General features: G+C 65.5%; 18 protein-coding genes. 13 read left to right on the top strand and 5 right to left on the bottom strand.

The genetic code is table 11. The features are described from left to right. Nucleotides 1-43 precede the first annotated feature (43 nt). The 3 genes from EAV90_RS25540 (at nucleotide 44) to EAV90_RS25530 (ending at nucleotide 2,866) form a co-directional block, all read left to right on the top strand. Entirely contained in the window at nucleotides 44-718 is a 675-nt protein-coding gene (locus tag EAV90_RS25540) for a response regulator (RefSeq protein WP_122403090.1), read from the top strand. Continuing rightward, the gene (locus EAV90_RS25535; RefSeq protein WP_122403089.1) at nucleotides 715-2,091 is read left to right on the top strand and encodes a sensor histidine kinase; all 1,377 of its coding nucleotides are present in this window, start codon (nucleotides 715-717) and stop codon (nucleotides 2,089-2,091) included. Before EAV90_RS25540 ends, EAV90_RS25535 begins: the two co-directional genes overlap by 4 nt. Before the next feature lie 112 nt (nucleotides 2,092-2,203). After that, a complete protein-coding gene (locus EAV90_RS25530) occupies nucleotides 2,204-2,866 on the top strand; it encodes a class I SAM-dependent methyltransferase (protein ID WP_162500263.1) in 663 nt (220 codons plus the stop codon). 4 nt (nucleotides 2,867-2,870) lie between these two features. Here the strand turns inward: EAV90_RS25530 and pyrG are convergent, their stop codons facing one another. The 3 genes from pyrG to tpiA all read right to left on the bottom strand — a co-directional run bounded on the left by pyrG (nucleotide 2,871) and on the right by tpiA (nucleotide 5,947). Then, on the bottom strand, nucleotides 2,871-4,502 hold the full coding sequence (gene pyrG / locus EAV90_RS25525) for a CTP synthase (RefSeq protein ID WP_122403087.1): 1,632 nt from the start codon (nucleotides 4,500-4,502) through the stop codon (nucleotides 2,871-2,873). Nucleotides 4,503-4,668: 166 nt separating this feature from the next. Next, on the bottom strand, nucleotides 4,669-5,052 hold the full coding sequence (gene secG / locus EAV90_RS25520; protein ID WP_122403086.1) for a preprotein translocase subunit SecG: 384 nt from the start codon (nucleotides 5,050-5,052) through the stop codon (nucleotides 4,669-4,671). A gap of 139 nt (nucleotides 5,053-5,191) precedes the next feature. Next, a complete protein-coding gene (gene tpiA, locus EAV90_RS25515) occupies nucleotides 5,192-5,947 on the bottom strand; it encodes a triose-phosphate isomerase (RefSeq protein ID WP_122403085.1) in 756 nt (251 codons plus the stop codon). A 221-nt stretch (nucleotides 5,948-6,168) separates the two neighbouring features. On the opposite strand from tpiA, the gene EAV90_RS25510 reads away from it, so the two are divergent. The 4 genes from EAV90_RS25510 to moaC are packed head-to-tail and all read left to right on the top strand — an operon-like array spanning nucleotide 6,169 to nucleotide 10,456. Then, on the top strand, nucleotides 6,169-8,067 hold the full coding sequence (locus EAV90_RS25510) for a SurA N-terminal domain-containing protein (protein WP_122403084.1): 1,899 nt from the start codon (nucleotides 6,169-6,171) through the stop codon (nucleotides 8,065-8,067). Nucleotides 8,068-8,081: 14 nt separating this feature from the next. Continuing rightward, nucleotides 8,082-9,095, top strand: a complete 1,014-nt coding sequence (trpD, locus tag EAV90_RS25505; RefSeq protein WP_122403083.1) for an anthranilate phosphoribosyltransferase — start codon at nucleotides 8,082-8,084, stop codon at nucleotides 9,093-9,095. 7 nt (nucleotides 9,096-9,102) lie between these two features. Then, a complete protein-coding gene (trpC, locus tag EAV90_RS25500) occupies nucleotides 9,103-9,924 on the top strand; it encodes an indole-3-glycerol phosphate synthase TrpC (protein ID WP_122403082.1) in 822 nt (273 codons plus the stop codon). A 1-nt stretch (nucleotide 9,925) separates the two neighbouring features. Beyond that, the gene (gene moaC, locus EAV90_RS25495; protein WP_122403081.1) at nucleotides 9,926-10,456 is read left to right on the top strand and encodes a cyclic pyranopterin monophosphate synthase MoaC; all 531 of its coding nucleotides are present in this window, start codon (nucleotides 9,926-9,928) and stop codon (nucleotides 10,454-10,456) included. Here moaC and EAV90_RS25490 read toward each other — a convergent pair. After that, nucleotides 10,444-10,668: a hypothetical protein gene (locus tag EAV90_RS25490; RefSeq protein ID WP_129145027.1), complete on the bottom strand. Its 225-nt coding sequence runs from the start codon at nucleotides 10,666-10,668 to the stop codon at nucleotides 10,444-10,446. The genes moaC and EAV90_RS25490 overlap by 13 nt on opposite strands. A 123-nt stretch (nucleotides 10,669-10,791) precedes the next feature. Between EAV90_RS25490 and EAV90_RS25485 the strand changes: the two genes are divergently transcribed. Further along, nucleotides 10,792-13,527: a bifunctional diguanylate cyclase/phosphodiesterase gene (locus tag EAV90_RS25485; RefSeq protein ID WP_162500594.1), complete on the top strand. Its 2,736-nt coding sequence runs from the start codon at nucleotides 10,792-10,794 to the stop codon at nucleotides 13,525-13,527. Nucleotides 13,528-13,610: 83 nt separating this feature from the next. Here EAV90_RS25485 and EAV90_RS25480 read toward each other — a convergent pair whose 3' ends face one another. Continuing rightward, nucleotides 13,611-14,948, bottom strand: a complete 1,338-nt coding sequence (locus EAV90_RS25480) for a S41 family peptidase (RefSeq protein ID WP_122403079.1) — start codon at nucleotides 14,946-14,948, stop codon at nucleotides 13,611-13,613. A gap of 303 nt (nucleotides 14,949-15,251) precedes the next feature. On the opposite strand from EAV90_RS25480, the gene EAV90_RS25475 reads away from it, so the two are divergent. From EAV90_RS25475 to lexA, 5 genes are all read left to right on the top strand, one after another. Further along, a complete protein-coding gene (locus EAV90_RS25475; RefSeq protein WP_122403078.1) occupies nucleotides 15,252-16,385 on the top strand; it encodes an alpha-hydroxy acid oxidase in 1,134 nt (377 codons plus the stop codon). 29 nt (nucleotides 16,386-16,414) lie between these two features. Beyond that, nucleotides 16,415-17,038, top strand: a complete 624-nt coding sequence (locus EAV90_RS25470) for an HAD family hydrolase (protein WP_122403077.1) — start codon at nucleotides 16,415-16,417, stop codon at nucleotides 17,036-17,038. A gap of 156 nt (nucleotides 17,039-17,194) precedes the next feature. Further along, entirely contained in the window at nucleotides 17,195-17,398 is a 204-nt protein-coding gene (locus EAV90_RS25465; RefSeq protein WP_122403076.1) for a hypothetical protein, read from the top strand. A gap of 549 nt (nucleotides 17,399-17,947) precedes the next feature. Then, nucleotides 17,948-19,159: a molybdopterin molybdotransferase MoeA gene (locus tag EAV90_RS25460; protein WP_122406647.1), complete on the top strand. Its 1,212-nt coding sequence runs from the start codon at nucleotides 17,948-17,950 to the stop codon at nucleotides 19,157-19,159. A 175-nt stretch (nucleotides 19,160-19,334) separates the two neighbouring features. After that, a complete protein-coding gene (gene lexA, locus EAV90_RS25455; RefSeq protein WP_129145026.1) occupies nucleotides 19,335-20,036 on the top strand; it encodes a transcriptional repressor LexA in 702 nt (233 codons plus the stop codon). Nucleotides 20,037-20,145: the final 109 nt, after the last annotated feature.

Here is a 20,145-nt window from a genome sequence, read left to right as displayed (position 1 = left end):
CGGGCCGCTACAAAGGCGTCAGATGCGGTTCAGGTGCCCTTACATGCGGATTTTGCTGGTCGAGGATGAAGCGGAAATGGCCGGCGCGCTGGCTTCGGCGCTGAAGCGCTATGACATGGTGGTGGATCATGCTCCGACGCTCGCCGAGGCGGAGGAAGCCATTTCCGCCGACGTCCATGCCGCCGTCCTGCTCGACCGCCAGCTTCCTGACGGCGATGGCCTCGCCTTGATCCCCAAGCTCCGCGCGCGTGCCGACGGCGTGCCCATCATCGTCCTGACTGCGCGCGGGGAGCTCGCCGACCGCATCGCCGGCCTCGACGGCGGCGCCGATGACTATCTGGCAAAACCGTTTGCAGTCGAGGAGCTGCTGGCGCGGCTGCGTGCAGTGCTGCGGCGGCCTGCGGGCCTCTCCCCCGAAATCATCCGTGCCGGCCGCCTCGCGTTCGATGTCGGCCATCGCGAAGCCAGCATCGACGGCGAGCCGTTCGAGTTGCCCCGCCGCGAGCTCCTGGTGCTCGAAGCGTTGCTTCGCCGCATGGGCCGGACCGTGCTGCGCTCGGCGCTGGAAGAGGCGGTCTACAATTTCGACGACGAGATCCAGTCCAACGCACTCGACACGCATGTCTCGCGGCTGCGGCGAAAGCTCGCGGAAGCCGACGCGGGTATCGAGATCCACGGCATTCGCGGCGTCGGCTATCTCCTCAAGAAGTTGCCATGAGCAAACACGACGATCCCTATTGCCTACGCTCGCGGCTAAGCTGGCGCCTGCTCTCGCTTCAGGCGGTCATCCTCGTCGCGCTGCTTGCAGTCGTTCTCACCGGGCTTTGCGCCTCCGGCTTCGTGCTGGCGCCGCGCGATGAGGACCGCGTCATCGATGTCGTCCAGCGTGCGCTCACGCGCGATGCGCAAGGTGGATTGGCCTTGCGGCCAACGGCCGAACTGCAGCAGTTGCGCAGCGAGACACCCGACCTCTGGTTCCTGGTACGCGACCGGGAGGGACGCTCCCTCACCGAAGGCGCCGTGCCGGCCGAATTCGCCGCGATCGGCGGAGGTCTCGACCGGATCAGCCAGGCGCGGCTCGGTTGGCAGTTGTTCGAGGACGATCCGCGCAAGCCGGCGGCGCGCATGAAGCGGGTCGACACTGATGCGGGCAACGTGCAGGTCATCACGGCGACACAAGGACGCCTGACCGGCGCCAAGGCGCTGTTCATGACGTCCCTTGCGTTCCTCGGCATCGCCCTGCCCGGCCTGCTCCTGATGGGAACGGCGACGTTCATCGCGACGCCGATGATCGTGCGGCGCGCCTTCGGAGGACTCGATATCGCGGCGGACGAGGCGCGGCGCATCGACATCCACCAACGCGGCGCGCGGCTCCCGGTGGAGCGGATTCCGCTCGAAGTCGTGCCCCTCGTGACCGCGATCAACGACGCGCTGGCCCGGCTCGACCAGGGCTATGCCCGCCACAAGCGCTTCGTCGCGGACGCCGCACATGAGCTGCGCACGCCGATCGCAATCCTGAACACGCGCCTGGAGTCACTTGCCCCTGGGCCGGACAAGAATCGCCTGCTGGAGGATGCGGCGCGGCTGGCTACTCTTGCCGAGCAATTGCTCGATATCCAGCGGCTCGACCGCTGCGGCCATCCCTTCACGCGCGTCAATCTGGTTGCCGTTGCGCAAAGCGTCGCCGCCGACCTAGCGCCGCTGGCGATTGCCGCCGGCTACGAGCTGGCGCTCGATGCGCCCTCGACACCGGTCGAGACGATCGGCGATGCGGCGGCCCTGGAGCGCGCACTGACCAATCTCGTGCAGAATGCGATCCAGCACGGTCCTCGCCGCGGCACGATCGGGATTCGCGTCGGCAGGCCCGCAAATATCGAGGTCACCGATGAAGGCGCCGGCATTCCCGCCGATCAGCGCGAGCAGATCTTCGAGCCGTTCTATCGGCTCGCGCCGCTCGATCGCGGTGCCGGCCTCGGCCTCAACATGGTGCGCGAGATCGTGCAGCTGCATGGCGGCCACGTTTCGGTGCCGGACGGAGCGGAGGGCGGCGCCTGTTTCCGGATGACGTTGCCGCCGGTCCGACAGAGTTGATTCAATCCGCATGCGCCTCTAGCGGCGCAATGCTGTCGCAATGCGCCTCCGCAACACTGCATCCGTCTCACCTGTGATCTCAGCAGGTGCAAACCAAGATGCCGGAGTGCGCATGCCCAACGATTTCCTTTCCTTCTTCCTGTCCTGGATGTCGTCCCCGCGTCGGGTCGGCGCTGTCGCACCATCGAGTGCGGCGCTCGCCGATCTCATCACGCGCGAGATCAGCGCATCGACGGGGCCGATTCTCGAGCTTGGGCCCGGCACCGGCGCCTTCACCTACAAGCTGCTCAAACGCGGCGTGCGGCCGCAGGATCTCACGCTGGTCGAATACGGCTCCGACTTCATGAAGCTCCTGCAACTGCGCTTTCCCGGCGCACGCGTGCTGTGGATGGACGCGGCGCGGCTGACGACCGACCGCCTCTATGACGGCGCCCCCGTCGGCGCGGTCGTGAGCGGCCTGCCGCTGCTCAACATGAGCAGGCGCAAGGTCATCTCGATCCTCAGCGGCGCGTTCAGCTATGTCCGCCCCGGCGGCGCCTTCTACCAGTTCACCTATGGCATGAGCTGCCCGGTACCGCGGCCCGTGCTCGACCGGCTGGGCCTGCGCGCAAGGCTGGTGGATCGCGCCTTGCTGAACGTGCCGCCCGCGGCCGTCTACAGGCTGACGCGGCGACCACAGATGAAGCTGATCACGGGATCGGTTGCGCCTGAACCGTCAGCGCGGGCCCCGTTGGGGCCGATGCATCACGCGCGCGACTATTCCGCCGCGCGCTGAGCCGTCAGACCAGCCGCGACTGCACCACCGCCGCCTGAATGAACGAGGCGAACAGCGGATGCGGCTCGAAGGGGCGCGACTTCAGCTCGGGATGGAACTGGACCCCGATGAACCAGGGATGATCCTCGTACTCGACGATTTCAGGCAGCACGCCGTCGGGCGACAGGCCCGAGAATTTCAGCCCGTGCTGCTCGAGGCGATCCTTGTAGGCGGTGTTGACTTCGTAGCGATGGCGGTGACGCTCGGAGATCTCGGTCGCGCCGCCATAGACCTGCGAGACGCGGCTGCCGCGGTTGAGCGTTGCCGGATAGGCGCCGAGGCGCATCGTGCCGCCGAGGTCGCCGGCCTGCGAGCGCTTCTCGAGCTCGTTGCCGCGCAGCCATTCCGTCATCAGACCGACCAAGGGTTCCTTGGTCGGGCCGAACTCGGTGGAGTTGGCGTCCTCGATGCCGACGAGGTTTCGCGCAGCCTCGATCACCGCCATCTGCATGCCGAAGCAGATGCCGAAATACGGCACGTCGCGCTCACGCGCGAACTGCGCCGCCTTGATCTTGCCTTCGGCGCCGCGCTGACCGAAACCGCCGGGCACCAGGATGCCGTTGACGTGCTCGAGGAACGGCGCCGGATCTTCCTTTTCGAAGATCTCGCTCTCGATCCAGTCGAGGTTGACCTTCACCTTGTTGGCGATGCCGCCATGCGAGAGCGCCTCGATCAGCGACTTATACGCATCCTTCATGCCGGTGTATTTGCCGACGATGGCGATGGTGACGTTGCCCTCGGGGTTGCGGATGCGCTCGTTGATCTCTTGCCAGCTGCGCAGCTCCGGCGGAATCCGCGAGGCGATGCCGAAGGCGGCGAGCACTTCATCGTCGAGGCCCGCATTGTGATAGGCCTCGGGCACCGCATAGATGTTGTCGACGTCGCGCGCCTCGATCACGGCGCTTTCGCGCACGTTGCAGAACAGCCCGAGCTTGCGCCGTTCTTCCTTCGGGATCGCGCGATCGGTGCGGCAGAGCAGGATGTCCGGCTGGATGCCGATCGAGCGCAGCTCCTTGACCGAGTGCTGTGTCGGCTTGGTCTTCAATTCGCCGGCGCTCGGAATGTAGGGCAGCAGCGTCAGATGGATGTAGACGGCGTGATCGCGCGGCAGCTCGTTCTTGAGCTGGCGGATCGCCTCGAAGAACGGCAGGCCCTCGATGTCACCGACGGTGCCGCCGATCTCCACCAGCACGAAGTCGTAGCCGTCATTGCCGTCGAGGACGAATTCCTTGATCGCGTTGGTGACGTGCGGAACCACCTGGATGGTCGCGCCGAGATAATCGCCGCGGCGCTCCTTGGTGATGATGTCCTGGTAGATGCGCCCGGTGGTGATGTTGTCGGCCTTGGTCGCCGGCCGGCCGGTGAAGCGCTCGTAGTGACCGAGATCGAGGTCGGTCTCCGCGCCGTCGTCGGTCACGAACACTTCGCCGTGCTGATACGGCGACATCGTTCCGGGATCGAGGTTGAGATAGGGGTCGAGCTTGCGGAGGCGAACCTTGTAGCCCCGGGCCTGCAACAGAGCACCCAGTGCCGCCGAAGCCAGACCCTTGCCGAGCGAGGAAACCACGCCGCCGGTGATGAATATGTACCGCGCCATGGGACTTAACCTCTAATCCCTCGAATTCGATTCGCCAAAGCGATTCGTATTCCGCCCCAAAGATTTTGCGGGCCTGTGGGTGAGCCAAAACTAAGAGTGGTGACAGTGCCTTGATGGGGATTTTTGATGCAGGACGGTAGCGGCCGCCCTGCATGGCCCCCCTGCTTTATTGCGAGCGCGGTACCTGCGGGCCGCTCGGGGCCGGGGCCTGCTGCTGCTCGTCGGCCTTCTTGAGCGAATCCAGGATGCCGCCCGAGGTTGGCGGCGCGACCGGCGAACCACCGGTTGGCTGGGTCTGCGCCGGCTGGCCGATGATCGACGACGGCTTGCGGTCGTAGCCCGCATACCAGGACAGGAACAGGCTGGTGAGGAAGAACCCGACGGCCAGGATCGCGGTGGTCCGCGTCAGAAGGTTCGCCGTGCCGCGGCTCGACATGAAGCCCGCGCCGCCGCCCATGCCGAGGCCGCCGCCTTCCGACTTCTGGAGCAGCACGGCACCGATCATGACAGCGACGATCATGAGGTGAATGACGATGACAACGGTCTGCATGATATCCTTCCGTCACAAGCGGGCGGCGCCTGACGGCGGCCGATCGCGCTTCGCGGGTTTTCCTGAAGTTGCGCGGTGTTACACGATCGGGAGGGGTATTGCCACCCCCGATCGGGTCGGGATCAACGCATTGGATTAGCTAGGGACAGCCTTTGGCGATCGCAAGGAAATCGGCCGCCTTCAGGCTGGCGCCACCGACCAGCGCGCCGTTGACGTTTTTCACCGCCATCAGCTCGGCCGCATTCGAGGGCTTGACCGAGCCGCCATAGAGGATTCGCATCTTCGCTCCCTCGGCTTTGAACCGGGAGATCAGGAGTTCCCGGATAAAGCCATGAATCTGCTCGACATCCTTGGCTGTGGGGGTCAGCCCGGTGCCGATCGCCCAGACCGGCTCATAGGCCACGACCAGATTGGCTGCGGTCGAGCTGTCAGGCAGAGAACCGTCAAGCTGGCCGCGCACGATGTCCAGGGTCTGGCCGGCGTCCCGCTGGCCTTGCGTCTCGCCGATGCAGACGATCGCCGTCGCCCCGGCGCGCCAGGCGGCCTCGGCCTTCTGCCGGATCAGCGCATCCCCCTCGCCGTGGTCGGCGCGGCGCTCGGAATGGCCGACGATGATGGCGGTTGCGCCCGCATCCACCAGCATTTCGGCGGCAACATCGCCGGTATGGGCACCTGAGGCCTTGGGGTGGCAATCCTGCGCTCCCACCGCGACCTTCCTGCCACGTGCCCTCTCGGCGAACGCCGCAACGAGGGTCCCCGGCGGGCAAACCAACAAGTCGGCCTTGCCGGCCACGTCTGCCGCACCGTCGAGCATGGCGTCGAATTCGGCAGCCTGGGCCTTCAGGCCGTTCATTTTCCAATTGCCGGCGATCAGCGGTCGGATGGCGTCGGTCATGTCAATGTCCAGCAAAATGAGGTTTGTGCATGCGCTAGCAGAGCTGTCGCGGCAGTTCCAGACCTAGAGGCCTTTAACCGCAGGTCTCAAGGGGGACCCGTGGCAAGGTTGCGGGGGGAAAGCCGCCACTTTATGATGATCTATCAATTTGGTGACGCGCTTTTGCGGAATCTGCATTAAGACGCGCTCCCGTTCCCTCCTGACCAGACAAGTTGGACCAAATGCTCCGAGGAATGCGCAAGGCCTCATCGAACTGGCTCGGCAAGACCATTATGGCCGTGGTGATGGGCGTGTTGATCATCAGTTTCGGCATTTGGGGCATCGCCGACATCTTCCGCGGCTTCGGGCAGTCCACGGTCGCCAAGATCGGCCACACCGAGATTTCGCTGAACGAGTTCCGGCAGATCTACACCGACCGCCTGCAGCAGATCAGCCGCCAGTTCGGCCGTCCGCTGACGCCGGACCAGGCGCGGGCCTTCGGCCTCGACCGCCAGGTCCTCCAGCAGACCATCGCGGAAGCCGCCCTCGACGAAGAGGCGCGCCGGCTCGGGCTCGGCCAGTCCGATGACCAGATCCGCCAAGTCATCATGAACGATCCCAACTTCAAGGGCGTCGGCGGCAACTTCGATGCGAACCGCTTCCAGGCCGTGATCCGCAATTTTGGCTACACCGAACCGCGTTATGTCGCCGAGCAGCGCAAGGTGTCGCTTCGCCGCCAGATCACCGGCACGATCGGCGCGGGCATCGAGCCGCCGAAGGCAATGATCGACGTCCTGACGCGGTACCAGAACGAGCAGCGTACCATTGAATTCGTCAAGCTCGACGCTGCACAGGCAGGCACCATCGAGGCGCCCTCGCCCGAAGCCCTGGCCACCTATTTCGAGGATCACAAGGTCCAGTTCCGCGCGCCCGAATACCGCAAGATCGCCTTCGTCGTGATCTCACCGGAAGAGATCGGCAAGTGGACCGAGGTTTCCGACGAGGACGCCAAGAAGGTATTCGAGCAGCGCAAGGACCGGCTTGGCACGCCGGAGAAGCGACAGATCCAGCAGATCGTGTTTCCGAACGTTGCCGAAGCGCAAGCCGCACGCGAGCGCCTCGTCGGCGGGACGTCGTTCGAGGATCTCGGCAAGGAACGCGGGCTGAGCGCCTCCGACGTCGACCTTGGCCTCGTCACCAAGTCTTCGCTCGACCCCGCGGTTGGCGATGCCGCCTTCACGCTTCCGGCCGGTGAGATCAGCCAACCGATCCAGGGCGCTCTCGGCACGTCCATCGTCAGGGTCGACAAGATCGAGCCGGGCAAGGAGGCGGACTACGCCAGCCTCGCCGGCGACATCAAGCGCGAGATCGCGACCGAGCGCGCGCGCGTCAAGGTCGCCGATCTCCGCGACAAGATGGAAGACGAGCGCGGCGGCGGCGCCAGCGTGATCGACGCGGCACAGAAGCTCGGCCTCACCGCCGTGACCATCGACGCCGTCGACCGCTCCGGCCGCGCCCCGAACGGCCAACCGGTCGCCAACATCCCGCAGGGTCTCGACGTGGTGTCGCAGGCCTTCAACACCGATGTCGGCGTCGACAACGACCCGATCTCCTTCAAGGGCGGCTATGTCTGGTACGACGTGCTCGCCATCACGCCCTCGCGCGACCGCAATCTCGACGAGGTCCGCGACCAGGTCGAGGCACGCTGGCGCCAGGACCAGATCGCGACCAAGCTGAAGGCCACGGCGACCGAGATGGTGCAGAAGCTCGAAGCGGGCGGCAAGCTCGCGGATGAAGCGGCAGCGGCCGGCGCCAAGGTCGAGACCGCGACCGGCTTCAAGCGCGACGATACGCCCGCCGGCGTGCCCGCCACCATCGTGTCGGCCGCGTTCCGTGCCGCCAAGGACGGCGTCGGACAGACGCCCGTGAGCGGCGGCAGCGAGGTGATCGTCTTCCGCGTCACCGACATCGTCGACCCCGCGGTCGACTTTGCCTCCGATGCTGTCAAGAAGCTGAAGGAGAGCCTCGACCGGGCCCAGACCGAGGAGCAGGTCGCATCCTACGTCAACAAGCTTGAAACCGACATCGGGACCACCATTAATCAGGCCGCCTTCGCGCAGGTGACCGGCGCGAACCAGTGAGTTGAAAGCACGCGATGGACGACCTGAAATCTATCATTGGAAAAGTGGCGACCGGCGCCAGCCTGTCGCGTGACGAAGCCGCTTCCGCCTTCGATGCCATGATGAGTGGCGAGGCTACGCCCTCGCAGATGGGCGGCCTCTTGATGGCGCTGCGGGTGCGCGGCGAGACCGTGGACGAGATCACCGGCGCTGTTGCGGCGATGCGCTCCAAGATGCTGACCGTGACGGCGCCGTCCGACGCCGTCGACATCGTCGGCACCGGCGGCGACGGCTCCGGCTCGGTCAACGTCTCGACCTGCGCCGCCTTCATCGTCTCGGGCGCCGGCGTGCCGGTGGCCAAGCACGGCAACCGCGCGCTGTCCTCGCGCTCGGGCGCCGCCGACGTGCTGGCATCGCTTGGGGTGAAGATCGATCTCAAGCCGGAGCAGGTCGGACGCTGCGTGCGCGAATGCGGCATCGGCTTCATGTTCGCCCCCGCCCACCATCCCGCCATGAAGAACGTCGGCCCGACCCGGGTCGAGCTCGCGACCCGCACGATCTTCAACCTGCTTGGGCCCCTGTCCAACCCGGCCGGCGTGAAGCGACAGATGGTCGGCGTGTTTTCAAGGCAATGGGTGCAGCCGCTGGCGCAGGTGCTCAAGAACCTCGGCTCGGAATCCGCCTGGGTGGTGCACGGCTCCGACGGTCTGGACGAGATCACCCTCACCGGCCCGACCTTCGTCTCCGCGCTCCACAATGGCGAGATCCGGAATTTCGAGGTGACGCCGGAGGAAGCCGGGCTCTCGCGTTGCGAGGCCGGTGCGCTCAGGGGCGGCGACGCCGACGCCAATGCGATCGCATTGCAAAGCGTGCTCGACGGCAAGCCGAGCCCCTATCGCGACGTGGCGCTGATCAACGCCGCCGCCGCACTGGTCGTGGCCGGCCGCGCCAAGGACCTCAAGGAAGGCATCGCGATCGGCGCCGCCTCCATCGACAGCGGCGCGGCCAACGCGAAGCTGAAGCACCTGGTCACGGTCTCCAACGGCTGAATTGCGCATGTCCGACATCCTGACCAAGATCGAGACCTACAAGCGCGAGGAGATCGCGGCAGCGAAGCGGACGCGTCCGCTCTCCGCCGTGGAGGCGCAAGCCAAGGCCGCCTCCGCGCCGCGTGGTTTCCTGCGAGCGATCAAGAGCAAGCATGCCGATGGCGACTATGCGTTGATCGCCGAGATCAAGAAGGCCTCGCCCTCCAAGGGTCTCATTCGCGCCGATTTCGACCCGCCGGCACTCGCAAAAGCCTATGAGGCGGGTGGCGCAGCCTGCCTTTCGGTGCTGACCGACACGCCGTCGTTCCAGGGCCATCTCGACTTCATGGTGGCGGCGCGCGCGGCAACGTCACTGCCGGTGCTGCGCAAGGATTTCATGTTCGATACCTATCAGGTGGTCGAGGCGCGCGCGCACGGCGCCGACTGCATCCTGATCATCATGGCGGCGCTCGATGATGCCGCTGCCAGGGATATCGAAGAGGCTGCCATCGCCTATGGCATGGACGTGCTGATCGAGATCCACGACCGCGCCGAGCTCGACCGGGCGCTGAAGCTGCGGTCGCCGATGATCGGCGTCAACAACCGCAATCTGCGCACCTTCGAGACCACGCTCGCGACCAGCGAGGCCCTGGCGCCGCTCATCCCCGGCGACCGGCTGATGGTCGGCGAGAGCGGCATCTTCACGCCCGAAGATCTCGCCCGGCTCGAGCGCGTCGGCATGTCGACCTTCCTGGTCGGCGAGAGCCTGATGCGGCAGGCCGACGTCACCGCGGCGACGCGCGCGCTGCTCGCGCGCGAGACGACGGCGCGCGCGACGGGCACGCGCTGACATGGCGCGCAAGCCAGCCAAGAAGCCAGGCACGACGAGGACGGCCAAATCCAACGCCGGTCCCGCGCTCACCCATATCGGCGCCTCCGGCGAGGCGCGGATGGTCGACGTCTCGGACAAGCCCGCGACCGAGCGGCTTGCGGTCGCGGAAGGCCGCGTCGTCATGACCAAGGCAACGCTCGACCTGATCGTTTCCGGCAATGCCAAGAAGGGTGACGTGCTCGGCACCGCGCGCATCGCCGGCATCATGGCCGCCAAGCGCACTTCCGAGCTGATCCCGCTCTGCCATCCCCTCGCGCTGTCGAAGGTGACGGTCGACATCGAGCCGGACGCAAAACTGCCGGGCTGCCTCGTTCGCGCCAGCGTGAAGGTCACGGGCCCGACCGGCGTCGAGATGGAGGCCCTGACCGCAGTCTCGGTTGCCTGCCTGACCATCTACGACATGATCAAGGCGGTCGAACGCGGCGTGCACATAGAAGGCATCCATCTCGTCGAGAAGCTCGGCGGCAAGTCGGGCCATTATCGCGTCTGATCGCAGGCGGCAAGCGCATCCTCGCGCGCTGCCGACAGCAGCGCGCCGCGCCCGGCGCGTGCCGCCACCCGCAATGGAAACGGCGCGAGCGCGTCATTGAGCGCGCACGTGAGATGGTTAAGCACCGGTTGCGTTGCGACGACCGGCAGGGATCGAGACCACGGCACACTCGGGGAATTGCTGCATCTCGCCGTGCCGCGCATCGTTTGCATGTGCGCGCGCCTTCATCCTGCGTTAACCACGCTTCCTAACTTTACCTCCACGCCGTTCCCGTAAACCAACGGATGTGCCCGGGCTCAAGAATTGATCCTGGCGTGTGTACGACAGCGATCGAGATCATGACCAAATTCCGCAACCGCCTCGTCGACCAGGCCGTGCTCACGCGCAGCGGGCCGATCCGCTGGCTGGTGGTGGGCGGGATCTTCCTGATCGCCGCGATCGCCGTTGGCGCAACGCTGATGGCACAGAACTTCCGCGAGCGCGCGCTGCGCAACTCCGGCCGCGAGCTGGAAAACACGGTGCTGCTGCTCGCTCACCATTTCGACCAGCAATTGCAGGATTTCGCGGTCATCCAGAAGGACTTCGTCGACCACGTCCGCACGACCGGAATCACGACCGCGGAAGACTTTCGCAAGCGCCTCTCGGGCGAGGACGTCCACCGGATGCTGCGGTCGAAGATCGAGGCGCTGCCCTATATCGGCGGTGTCAACATCATCGATGCCGAAGGCAATCTGATCAATTCGTCGACGGCATGGCCGGTTCCCGGGGTCAAGATGGCCGACCGCGCCTATTTTCGCTCCTTCAAGTATGATCCCAATGCGCCTGATGTCCTGATCGAGCCGTTGCATAGCCGCATCTCCGGCGCATGGACCATTCTGGTGGCCCGGAAGATCGTCGGGCCAAGCGGCGAGTTCCTCGGTATCGTCGGGCGCGGAATCGAGCCCGCCAACTTCGAAAAATTCTTCGCCTCCGTCGTGCTCGGCGAAGGCGCGACGATCTCGATGCTGCATCGGGACGGCACGCTGCTCGCCCGTTATCCCCATTCCAGCGAATTGATGGGGCGGAATTTCAAAAGCGGCGCGTTCGAGCTCCAGAGGGTGTTCGGGCTCGATCACTTCGCCGGCCGTTTCGTAAGCCCTGTCGACGGAGAGGACCGGCTGATCTCCTCGCGCGCCCTGCCCCATTTCCCGATCCTGATGATGGCCACCACGACGCGCGCGGCGGCCCTGACGGACTGGCGCGAGCAGATCGGCATCCTGATCTCGGTTGCCGCCTCGTCAGCGCTCGCCATCGCAGGCCTGCTGATCGCGATCGTTCGCAAGCTGCTGGAGCAGCACCGCCTTTCGCGCGAGCGGCTCACGCTGGAAAAGCAGCGGCTCGACCGCGCCGTCAACAACATGACCCAAGGCCTGTTGCTGTTCGACGCCGAGCAGCGGCTCGTGGTCTGTAACCAGCGCTACATCGAGATGTATGGATTGTCGGCCGAGATCGTAAAGCCCGGCTCCAGCTTCCACGACACCATCGCCCATTGCAAGGCAACCGGCTCGTTCGCGGGCGACGTCGACGCTTACGTCGCGCTCGTGCTGAAGGACATCCATGTCCGTAATTCAATGGTGATCGACACTTCCGACGGCCGCTCGATCCACATCCTCAACGAACCGCTCGCTGATGGCGGCTGGGTCGCGACCCATGAAGACATCACCGAGCGCCGCCGCATCGAGGAGCGCATCACCCACCTCGCTCATTATGACGCGCTGACGGACCTGCCCAACCGCGCCATGTTTCACGAGCATCTGCGCCATCAGCTGGCTGCGGTCGGCGACGGCGAACAGATCGCGGTGCACTACATCGATATCGACGAATTCAAGAGCGTCAACGACGCGCTCGGCCATCTCGTCGGCGACGAGCTATTGAAATCGGTCGCGGCGAACCTTCGCCGCTGTGCCGGCCCGGCGGACTTCGTGGCGCGACTCGGCGGCGACGAATTCGCCATAGTACAGAGCGCGGCGACGTCGCTGGACCAGGTCAACGAGCTCGTCGCGCGGGTCTTCGAAGCCATCCGCACGCCGTTCGACTGCATGGGCCATCATCTCACCACCGACGCCAGCATCGGCATTGCGCTCGCGCCGGAACACGGAACAATGCTGGACCAGATCCTCAAGAACGCAGACATGGCGATGTACGCGGCCAAGTCGACCGGGCGGCGTACCTTCCGCTTCTTCGAGCCGGACATGGACGCCAAGGTTCGCGAGCGGCGCCAGCTCGAGAGCGACCTGCGCCACGCCATTGCCCAAGGGGGGCGCGAAGGCGGACTCGAGGTGTATTACCAGCCCTGCCTCGGCCTCAAGGACGACCGCATCACCGGCTGCGAAGCGCTGGTGCGCTGGCGCCATCCCGAGCGCGGCATGATCTCGCCGGCCGAATTCATCCCGATCGCCGAGGACACCGGCCTGATCAACGAGATCGGCGAATGGGTGCTGGCGACCGCGTGCCGGGACGCGGCGGGTTGGCCCGACGACATCCGCCTCGCCGTCAACGTCTCGCCGGTGCAGTTCAAGAGCGGCACGCTGGCGCTGAAGATCATGGCCGCGCTCGCCGCGTCGAACCTGCCGGCGAGCCGGCTCGAGCTCGAGATCACCGAGGCGGTCCTGATCCGCGACGACGATGCCGCGCTCGCGATCCTGCACCAGCTTCGTGCCATCGGCGTGCGCATCGCGCTCGACGATTTCGGCACCGGCTACTCATCCCTGAGCTATCTGCACCGCTTCCCCTTCGACAAGATCAAGATCGACCGCTGCTTCGTCGACGACATCGCCCGCCCCGACGGCTCCGCCAGCATCGTCCAGGCCGTCGTCAATCTGGCGGCTGCCCGCCGCATGACCACCACGGCCGAGGGTGTCGAGACCGAGGAGCAGCGGCGCCTGCTTCGCACGCTCGGCTGCGCCGAGATGCAGGGCTATCTGTTCAGCGCCGCCAAGCCGGCCGACAAGATGCTGGAGCTATTCGCGCTGCATCGCAGCCGGCTCGCGCGACGCGAAGGCAGCGAGGGTCGCCGCCGCGAGGCCGGTTAGGTGTTCGAGACCGCGTCCCCAAACGAATTCGCCCGGAAGCGGTGATCCACTCCCGGGCGATCCATATCTGGAGGTCGTCGGATTTAATTCGGAACCGCAGCCTTCGTCGCGCGCTTGGCGGCGACCGCATTCGCGGTGACGCCGTGCAGGAAGTCATAGGCCGCGTGCAGCGCCTTGTCGTCCTTCTCTTCCGGCGGGACATAGGACTGCGATCCAGTCTGCTCGGTGCCGTCGGCGGCCTGCAAATGCCCGCGCATCTGGGATTCAGCCATGGTGTCCATCCGGCCCTTCAGCTCGGGCGGCACGTCCTGGAGGATCTCGATGTCGGGCGCGATGCCCTGGGCCTGGATCGAACGGCCCGACGGCGTGTAGTAGCGCGCCGTGGTCAGCGCCAGCGCGCCATTGCCGGCGCCGAGCGGAATGATGGTCTGCACCGAGCCCTTGCCGAACGAGCGCGTGCCGATCAGCGTCGCGCGCTTGTGGTCGTGAAGCGCGCCAGACACGATCTCCGAGGCCGAGGCCGAGCCGCCATTGATCAGCACCACGAGCGGCTTGCCCTTGGTGAGATCGCCGCCATGCGCGGTGAAGCGCTGGGTCTCTTCCGGATTGCGGCCGCGGGTCGACACGACCTCCCCACGCTGCAGGAAGGCGCTCGACACCGACACGGCCTGGTCGAGCAGCCCGCCCGGATTGTTGCGCAGATCAAGCACGTAGCCGACGAGCTTCTCCTGGGCGACCTGCTTGGAGATCGAGGCGATCGCCTTCTTCAGGCCGTCGGTGGTCTGTTCGTTGAACGAGGTGACGCGGATATAGCCGATGTCGCCGTTCTCGACGTGGAAGCGCACGGGGCGCACATGGATGATCTCGCGCGTGATTGCGACGTCGAGCGGGGCGTCCGCGCCCTTGCGCACGATGGTGAGCTTGGTCTTGGTGTCGACCGGTCCCTTCATCTTGTTGACCGCCTGCTCGAGCGTCATACCCAGCACGGCCTCGCCGTCGATCTTGCTGATGAGGTCGCCGGACATGATGCCGGCCTTCGAGGCCGGCGTATCGTCGATCGGCGAGACGACCTTGACGAGGCCGTCCTCCATCGTGACCTCGATGCCGAGGCCGCCGAACTCGCCGGAGGTGGTCTCCTGCATCTCGGTCCAGGCCTTGGCGTTCATGTAGCGTGAATGCGGATCGAGCGAGGTCACCATGCCGGTGATCGCACCCTCGATCAGCTTGGCATTGTCGGGCTTCTCGACATAGCTGGCCTTGACGCGCTCGAACACCGCGCCGAACAGATTGAGCTGGGAGTAGGCATCATCCGCGCTCGCCGCCGCCCGTGCCGCCCATACTCCGCTGTGCGGGCTGGCTACCAGAAGGGTCAGACACGCTCCAGTGAGCGCGCCCAGGGGGAACAGCAGGGTTTTCCGCATGGATGGGCTAGCCTTTTGCTTGGCGGTTCTCTTGGGGCTGGGGGGCGCCATGCAAATGGCGATCCAGCCCGCTTCTCACAATACCATTCCGGTTTCTTCAAGGCCGGATGCCGCGCTAGCGGCCGCGCCGAAGAAATCCCTTCGCCTTGGCCTAAACTTTTGGCAACGTTCCGAAACTGTTTCGCGCAAAGCGGAAACCGGTCGGCCGCCCGCGCCTCACAGCTATGCGATTTTAGGATGGTTTTGGAGGGCTGGACGCGATAGGCGATGGCGACAAGACTTCAAATTCTCGGGAGGACAACAATGAATGAAGCGCCCCGCATCCGGCCGGAACGGAACGTCGAACTCGGCGCCAGCAACGAGCCGTTCCAGAACCTGCACGAGTTCATCCGGAAGGCGCGCGCCAACCTCAACCAGAATGCCTGGGACTACATCGTCGGAGCGGCCGAGACCGAGACCACGATGCGGCGCAACCGCATGGCGCTTGACGAGATCGCCTTCCGGCCACGCGTGTTGCGCGACGTCCGCAAGGTCGATGGTTCCGTCGAGCAGCTCGGCCGCAGGATGCGCCTGCCGGTGGTGCTCGCCCCGGTCGGCGCGCTCGAGATCTTCGATCCGGATGGCGCGGCAAGCGTCGCGCGCGCCGCCGGCACCTTCGGCGCGGCGCACATGCTGAGCTCGGTGTCCGAGCCCGGCCTGGAGAAGACCGCCGAGGCTGCGCCCGACGCGCTGCGGCTCTATCAGCTCTATGTCCGCGGCGACGATGCCTTCGTCGCCGATGTCGTCAGCCGGGCCGAAAAGAACGCTTATGCCGCCTTCTGCCTGACCGTCGACACCGCGCATTACAGCCGTCGCGAACGTGACATCGCCAAGCGCTATGTGCGCGAGAGCCGCCTGCGCGCCACCGGAGGCGATTTCCAGAAGGGCTTGGAGTGGCGGACCGTCAAGATGATCAAGGACAAGTTCAAGATCCCTCTGATCCTGAAGGGCATCGCCACCGCCGAGGACGCGCAGATCGCGCTCGAGCACGGTGTCGAATGGATCTACGTCTCGAACCATGGCGGCCGCCAGCTCGACCACGGCCGTGGCGCCATGCATGTGCTGCCGGAGATCGTCGATGCCGTGAAGGGCCGCGCCAAGATCATGGTCGACGGCGGCTTTTGCCGCGGCACCGACATCGTCAAGGCAATCGCGGCGGGCGCGGACCTCGTCGGCATCGGCCGGCTGCAGTGCTGGGCGCTGGCGGCCGCCGGCGAAGGCGGCGTCGCGCGAATGCTGGAGCTGCTGGAGGACGAGGCGCTGCGCTGCCTTGGCCTCTTGGGCGCCACCTCATTCGCCGAGATCGATAAATCCTGCCTGCATCCGGCGACCGCCACCAACGCACCCGGCGTGTTCAGCGCGTTCCCGCTGTTCGACCATGAGCCCTATCGCTACTGAGTTGCCGATATTGAAGTGAAAAGGACGCAATGACATCACTCTCTCCCGGCAGCGCCGATGCGCTGCTGTTCGACCTCGGGCGCGTGGTGCTCGACATCGACTTCTCCAAGGCGATCGCCTGCTGGGCGGGACATGCGGGCTGCCGGCCCGAGGCCATCGTCGCGCGCTATGTGCGTGACGAGGCCTACCGGCTGCACGAGATGGGCAAGATCAGCGACGCGGACTATTTCGCCTCGCTGCGTGCCTCGCTCGGAATCGGCATCTCGGACGCGCAGTTCCTGGAAGGCTGGAACGCGATCTTCGCCGGTGAGATGCCAGATATCGCCGAGCTGCTGCCGCGCGCGGCGAAGCAGATGCCGCTCTACGCCTTCTCCAACACCAATCGGCCGCATGTGGACTATTTCTCGAAAGAATACGCCGGCCTGCTCGGCCATTTCCGCGAGCTGTATTTGTCGTCCAGCATCGGACTGCGCAAACCGGACGCGGAGGCTTTCGATCACGTCGTGGCGGCGATCGGGGTGCCGGCGGATCGCATTGTCTTTTTCGACGACCTCGCCGAGAACGTCGAGGGAGCGCGGGCGCGCGGCTTGAAGACCGTGCATGTCACCTCGCCGCGTGACGTCGGAAACGCATTGAAAGCGCTGGGTATCTGAGCCGCGGGAGGCCCGGTTCGTGCTCAGTTCCCGAAACTAAATTGCACGCGATGAGGAACCCAATCACTTTGTGCATTTTTATACAGAGTTCCGGGAACGGAATACCACCCATCGGACTCATGAGTCCGTTGGGACTTCTACATTGGACTGATCGACGTGCTGGGCAAGACCTATCTCACCAAGCAAGCCTCGCTCCTGCTCGAATTCGCCAGAACCACCTCGGATTCTGACCTCTCCGCCAAGCTGATCAGCAAGGCCGCCGACCTGAAATCCCAGGCCGATCCGCTGCCCGACAAGGATCAAGGTCCCAGGGCGCCCGACGTCGCGGACGTCAGTCCGGACGATCCGACGGAGCGTTGACCGATGCTGGCCGTGGCGCTCGTCCTCCTCGTGCTCGCCATGGCCGTCCTCGTGCCGGTCTGCCTCGCCTTCCGGATCATGCCGCGGCGGACTTGAGCCACCTTAGGCATCCGAGTGCTCGCGTTCCCGTGCGGGATGCTGAATCGTGAGAATGACGATTTCGCCAGCCTTTTCGTCCAGCCGGTTGAAGCGATTCAAGGATCGCAACGCGCCTTACGGGCTGTGCTCCCTAACATAATCGGCAATGCTAATCAGATCGTGGGTCGCGCGTTCCGTGAACCTGCGCCTCTTCGCTCGAAGCGGCGGAACGGGGCTTCGACGTCAGGATCAAAGCCAATATCGAACACGCAATCTCGTCCTGGCTATCCGCAGGAAGCCGCCGCACGGCTTGAAGTGCCTTTTCGAGCAGTTTTGTCATCGACAGCCAGTGCGGAAAGGAAGTGTGGCTTTTCGCCGGGTTGAGGAGGTCTTTTGCTTCAGCCCCTCCGCTCGGCTAGAACTTTGCCGACCGAGTCCTTCGATTTGTTCGATTTGTTGCGGGAGTTCGCCGTGGCCCTGATGCCGGTATCCGACGCGCTTGCCGCCGTGCTCGCAGGCACAGAGCCGCTGGCCGAGGAGACGGTCGCCCTCGACGCCGCCTACCATCGCGTGCTCGCGCGGGACGTCGCGGCGCGGCGCACGCAGCCGCCGGAAGCGATGTCGGCGATGGACGGCTATGCCGTGCGCGCGGCAGACGCGGCAACGATCGATTCCAGACTGGCGGTGATCGGCGAAGCCGCAGCGGGCCGTCCGTTCGCGGGAACGGTCGGCGTCGGCGAAGCGGTGCGGATCTTTACCGGCGGCGTTATTCCCGACGGCGCCGATGCGGTCGTGATCCAGGAGGACACGGTCGCCGACGGCAAGCACATCATGATCAAGGAAGCCGCGATTCCCGGACGGCACATTCGTCCCGCCGGCGTCGACTTCCGCGAGGGCGACGTGCTGCTGCGCAAAGGAACCCGTCTCACCGAGCGCGATCTCGCGCTCGCCGCTGCGATGAATCATCCGCAGCTCGCCGTCTGCCGCCGTCCGAGGGTCGCGATCCTTGCCACCGGCGATGAGCTGGTGATGCCGGGCACCGCGCCCGGTCGCGGCCAGATCGTCTATTCCAATGGCTATGCCCTGCACGCGCTCGCCCGCAGCGAGGGCGCCGAGACCATCGATCTCGGCGTTGCCGCCGACACGCTGGAGGCCACTTCCGCCGGCATCCGCCGCGCTCGCGAGAGCGGCGCCGACATCCTGATCACGACCGGTGGCGCATCGGTCGGTGATCACGATCTGGTTCAGCAGGCGCTGAAGGGCGAAGGCATCTCGATGGCGTTCTGGAAGATCGCGATTCGGCCCGGCAAGCCGATGATGCACGGACGGCTCGGCGCCATGCGCGTGATCGGCCTGCCCGGCAATCCCGTGTCATCATACGTGTGCGCCTTCCTGTTCATGGTGCCGCTGATTCGCGCCCTGTCAGGCCGTTCGGTGATTCATCATCGCCGCGAATGCGCCGTGCTGGGCCGCGATCTCGGGGCCAATGACCAGCGCGAGGATTATCTGCGTGCGCGACTGGAACTGCGCGGCGACGGCACGCTCGTCGCCCTTCCCGTCCGCCATCAGGACTCCTCTCTGCTTGCGAATCTCGCTGCGGCACAGGTACTTCTCGTACGCGCGCCGTTCGCGCCGAAGGCCGAGGCCGGCACGCCTTGCGAGGTGCTGCGGCTCCCCGTCTGAGCTGCACGGCACACGCATTCCGCGAGATTTGCCCCGTTCACCGTAAATTAAGCAGTTGCGGAACACATATCGAACATATAGTGTCCGTTCATGATTTGTTTCGAGGATGTAGCGGCTTATCGCTGAATTCATCGTCTCGGAATCGAACGACATCAACCGGGGGACTTTGGTCGAGATGTTGACGCGCAAACAATACGAGCTTCTGCGGTTCATCAGCGAACGTCTGAAGGAAAGCGGCGTGCCGCCGTCTTTCGACGAGATGAAGGATGCGCTCGACCTGCGCTCGAAGTCAGGCATTCATCGCCTGATCACTGCGCTCGAGGAGCGCGGCTTCATCCGCCGCCTGCCCAACCGCGCCCGCGCCATCGAGGTGATCAAGCTGCCCGAACTCCAGGCCGCTCCCGGCAATCGCCGCGGCTTCACGCCGAGCGTCATCGAGGGCAATCTCGGCAAGGTGCGCGCGAGCTCCAGCCCGCCTGTTGACGAGGGCGAGCGTCCCGTCGCGGTGCCCGTGATGGGCCGCATCGCGGCCGGCACGCCGATCGAGGCGTTGCAGACCCGCAGCCACACCATCAGCGTACCGCCCGACATGCTCGGCGCGGGCGAGCACTACGCTCTCGAAGTGCGCGGCGATTCGATGGTCGAGGCCGGCATCCTCGATGGCGACATGGCGCTGATCCAGCGCAACGAGAGCGCCGATACCGGCGACATCGTGGTGGCGCTGATCGATGACGAGGAGGCCACGCTCAAGCGCTTCCGCCGCCGCGGCGCCTCGATCGCACTCGAGCCAGCCAATGCCGCCTACGAGGTCCGCATTCTTCCGCCGAACCGCGTGAAGATTCAGGGCAAGCTGATCGGGCTCTACCGGAAGTACTGAGCGGTCTGCGGTCGTTGGACACCTCTTGGAGCGGATCATTTTCCGCTCTGGCTGGATGGTCTTTCCGGTTCTGCTCAGACTATCCGGTCCTTTTTCCGGTGCGAGATCC

The organism is Bradyrhizobium vignae, assembly GCF_004114425.1.
Taxonomy (GTDB): Bacteria; Pseudomonadota; Alphaproteobacteria; order Rhizobiales; family Xanthobacteraceae; genus Bradyrhizobium; species Bradyrhizobium vignae.
This window is presented reverse-complemented; position numbering and strand designations above follow the sequence as displayed.

Bases quoted from the DNA above. Each gene is read 5' to 3' on its own strand.
- pyrG (WP_122403087.1), bottom strand. From the start codon at position 4,502: ATGGCGCGGTACATATTCATCACCGGCGGCGTGGTTTCCTCGCTCGGC.
- moaC (WP_122403081.1), top strand. From the start codon at position 9,926: ATGGCGCGCAAGCCAGCCAAGAAGCCAGGCACGACGAGGACGGCCAAA.
- EAV90_RS25480 (WP_122403079.1), bottom strand. From the start codon at position 14,948: ATGCGGAAAACCCTGCTGTTCCCCCTGGGCGCGCTCACTGGAGCGTGT.
- trpC (WP_122403082.1), top strand. From the start codon at position 9,103: ATGTCCGACATCCTGACCAAGATCGAGACCTACAAGCGCGAGGAGATC.
- EAV90_RS25540 (WP_122403090.1), top strand. From the start codon at position 44: ATGCGGATTTTGCTGGTCGAGGATGAAGCGGAAATGGCCGGCGCGCTG.
- secG (WP_122403086.1), bottom strand. From the start codon at position 5,052: ATGCAGACCGTTGTCATCGTCATTCACCTCATGATCGTCGCTGTCATG.
- EAV90_RS25475 (WP_122403078.1), top strand. From the start codon at position 15,252: ATGAATGAAGCGCCCCGCATCCGGCCGGAACGGAACGTCGAACTCGGC.
- lexA (WP_129145026.1), top strand. From the start codon at position 19,335: ATGTTGACGCGCAAACAATACGAGCTTCTGCGGTTCATCAGCGAACGT.
- EAV90_RS25470 (WP_122403077.1), top strand. From the start codon at position 16,415: ATGACATCACTCTCTCCCGGCAGCGCCGATGCGCTGCTGTTCGACCTC.
- trpD (WP_122403083.1), top strand. From the start codon at position 8,082: ATGGACGACCTGAAATCTATCATTGGAAAAGTGGCGACCGGCGCCAGC.
- EAV90_RS25510 (WP_122403084.1), top strand. From the start codon at position 6,169: ATGCTCCGAGGAATGCGCAAGGCCTCATCGAACTGGCTCGGCAAGACC.
- tpiA (WP_122403085.1), bottom strand. From the start codon at position 5,947: ATGACCGACGCCATCCGACCGCTGATCGCCGGCAATTGGAAAATGAAC.
- EAV90_RS25535 (WP_122403089.1), top strand. From the start codon at position 715: ATGAGCAAACACGACGATCCCTATTGCCTACGCTCGCGGCTAAGCTGG.
- EAV90_RS25490 (WP_129145027.1), bottom strand. From the start codon at position 10,668: ATGCAAACGATGCGCGGCACGGCGAGATGCAGCAATTCCCCGAGTGTG.
- EAV90_RS25530 (WP_162500263.1), top strand. From the start codon at position 2,204: ATGCCCAACGATTTCCTTTCCTTCTTCCTGTCCTGGATGTCGTCCCCG.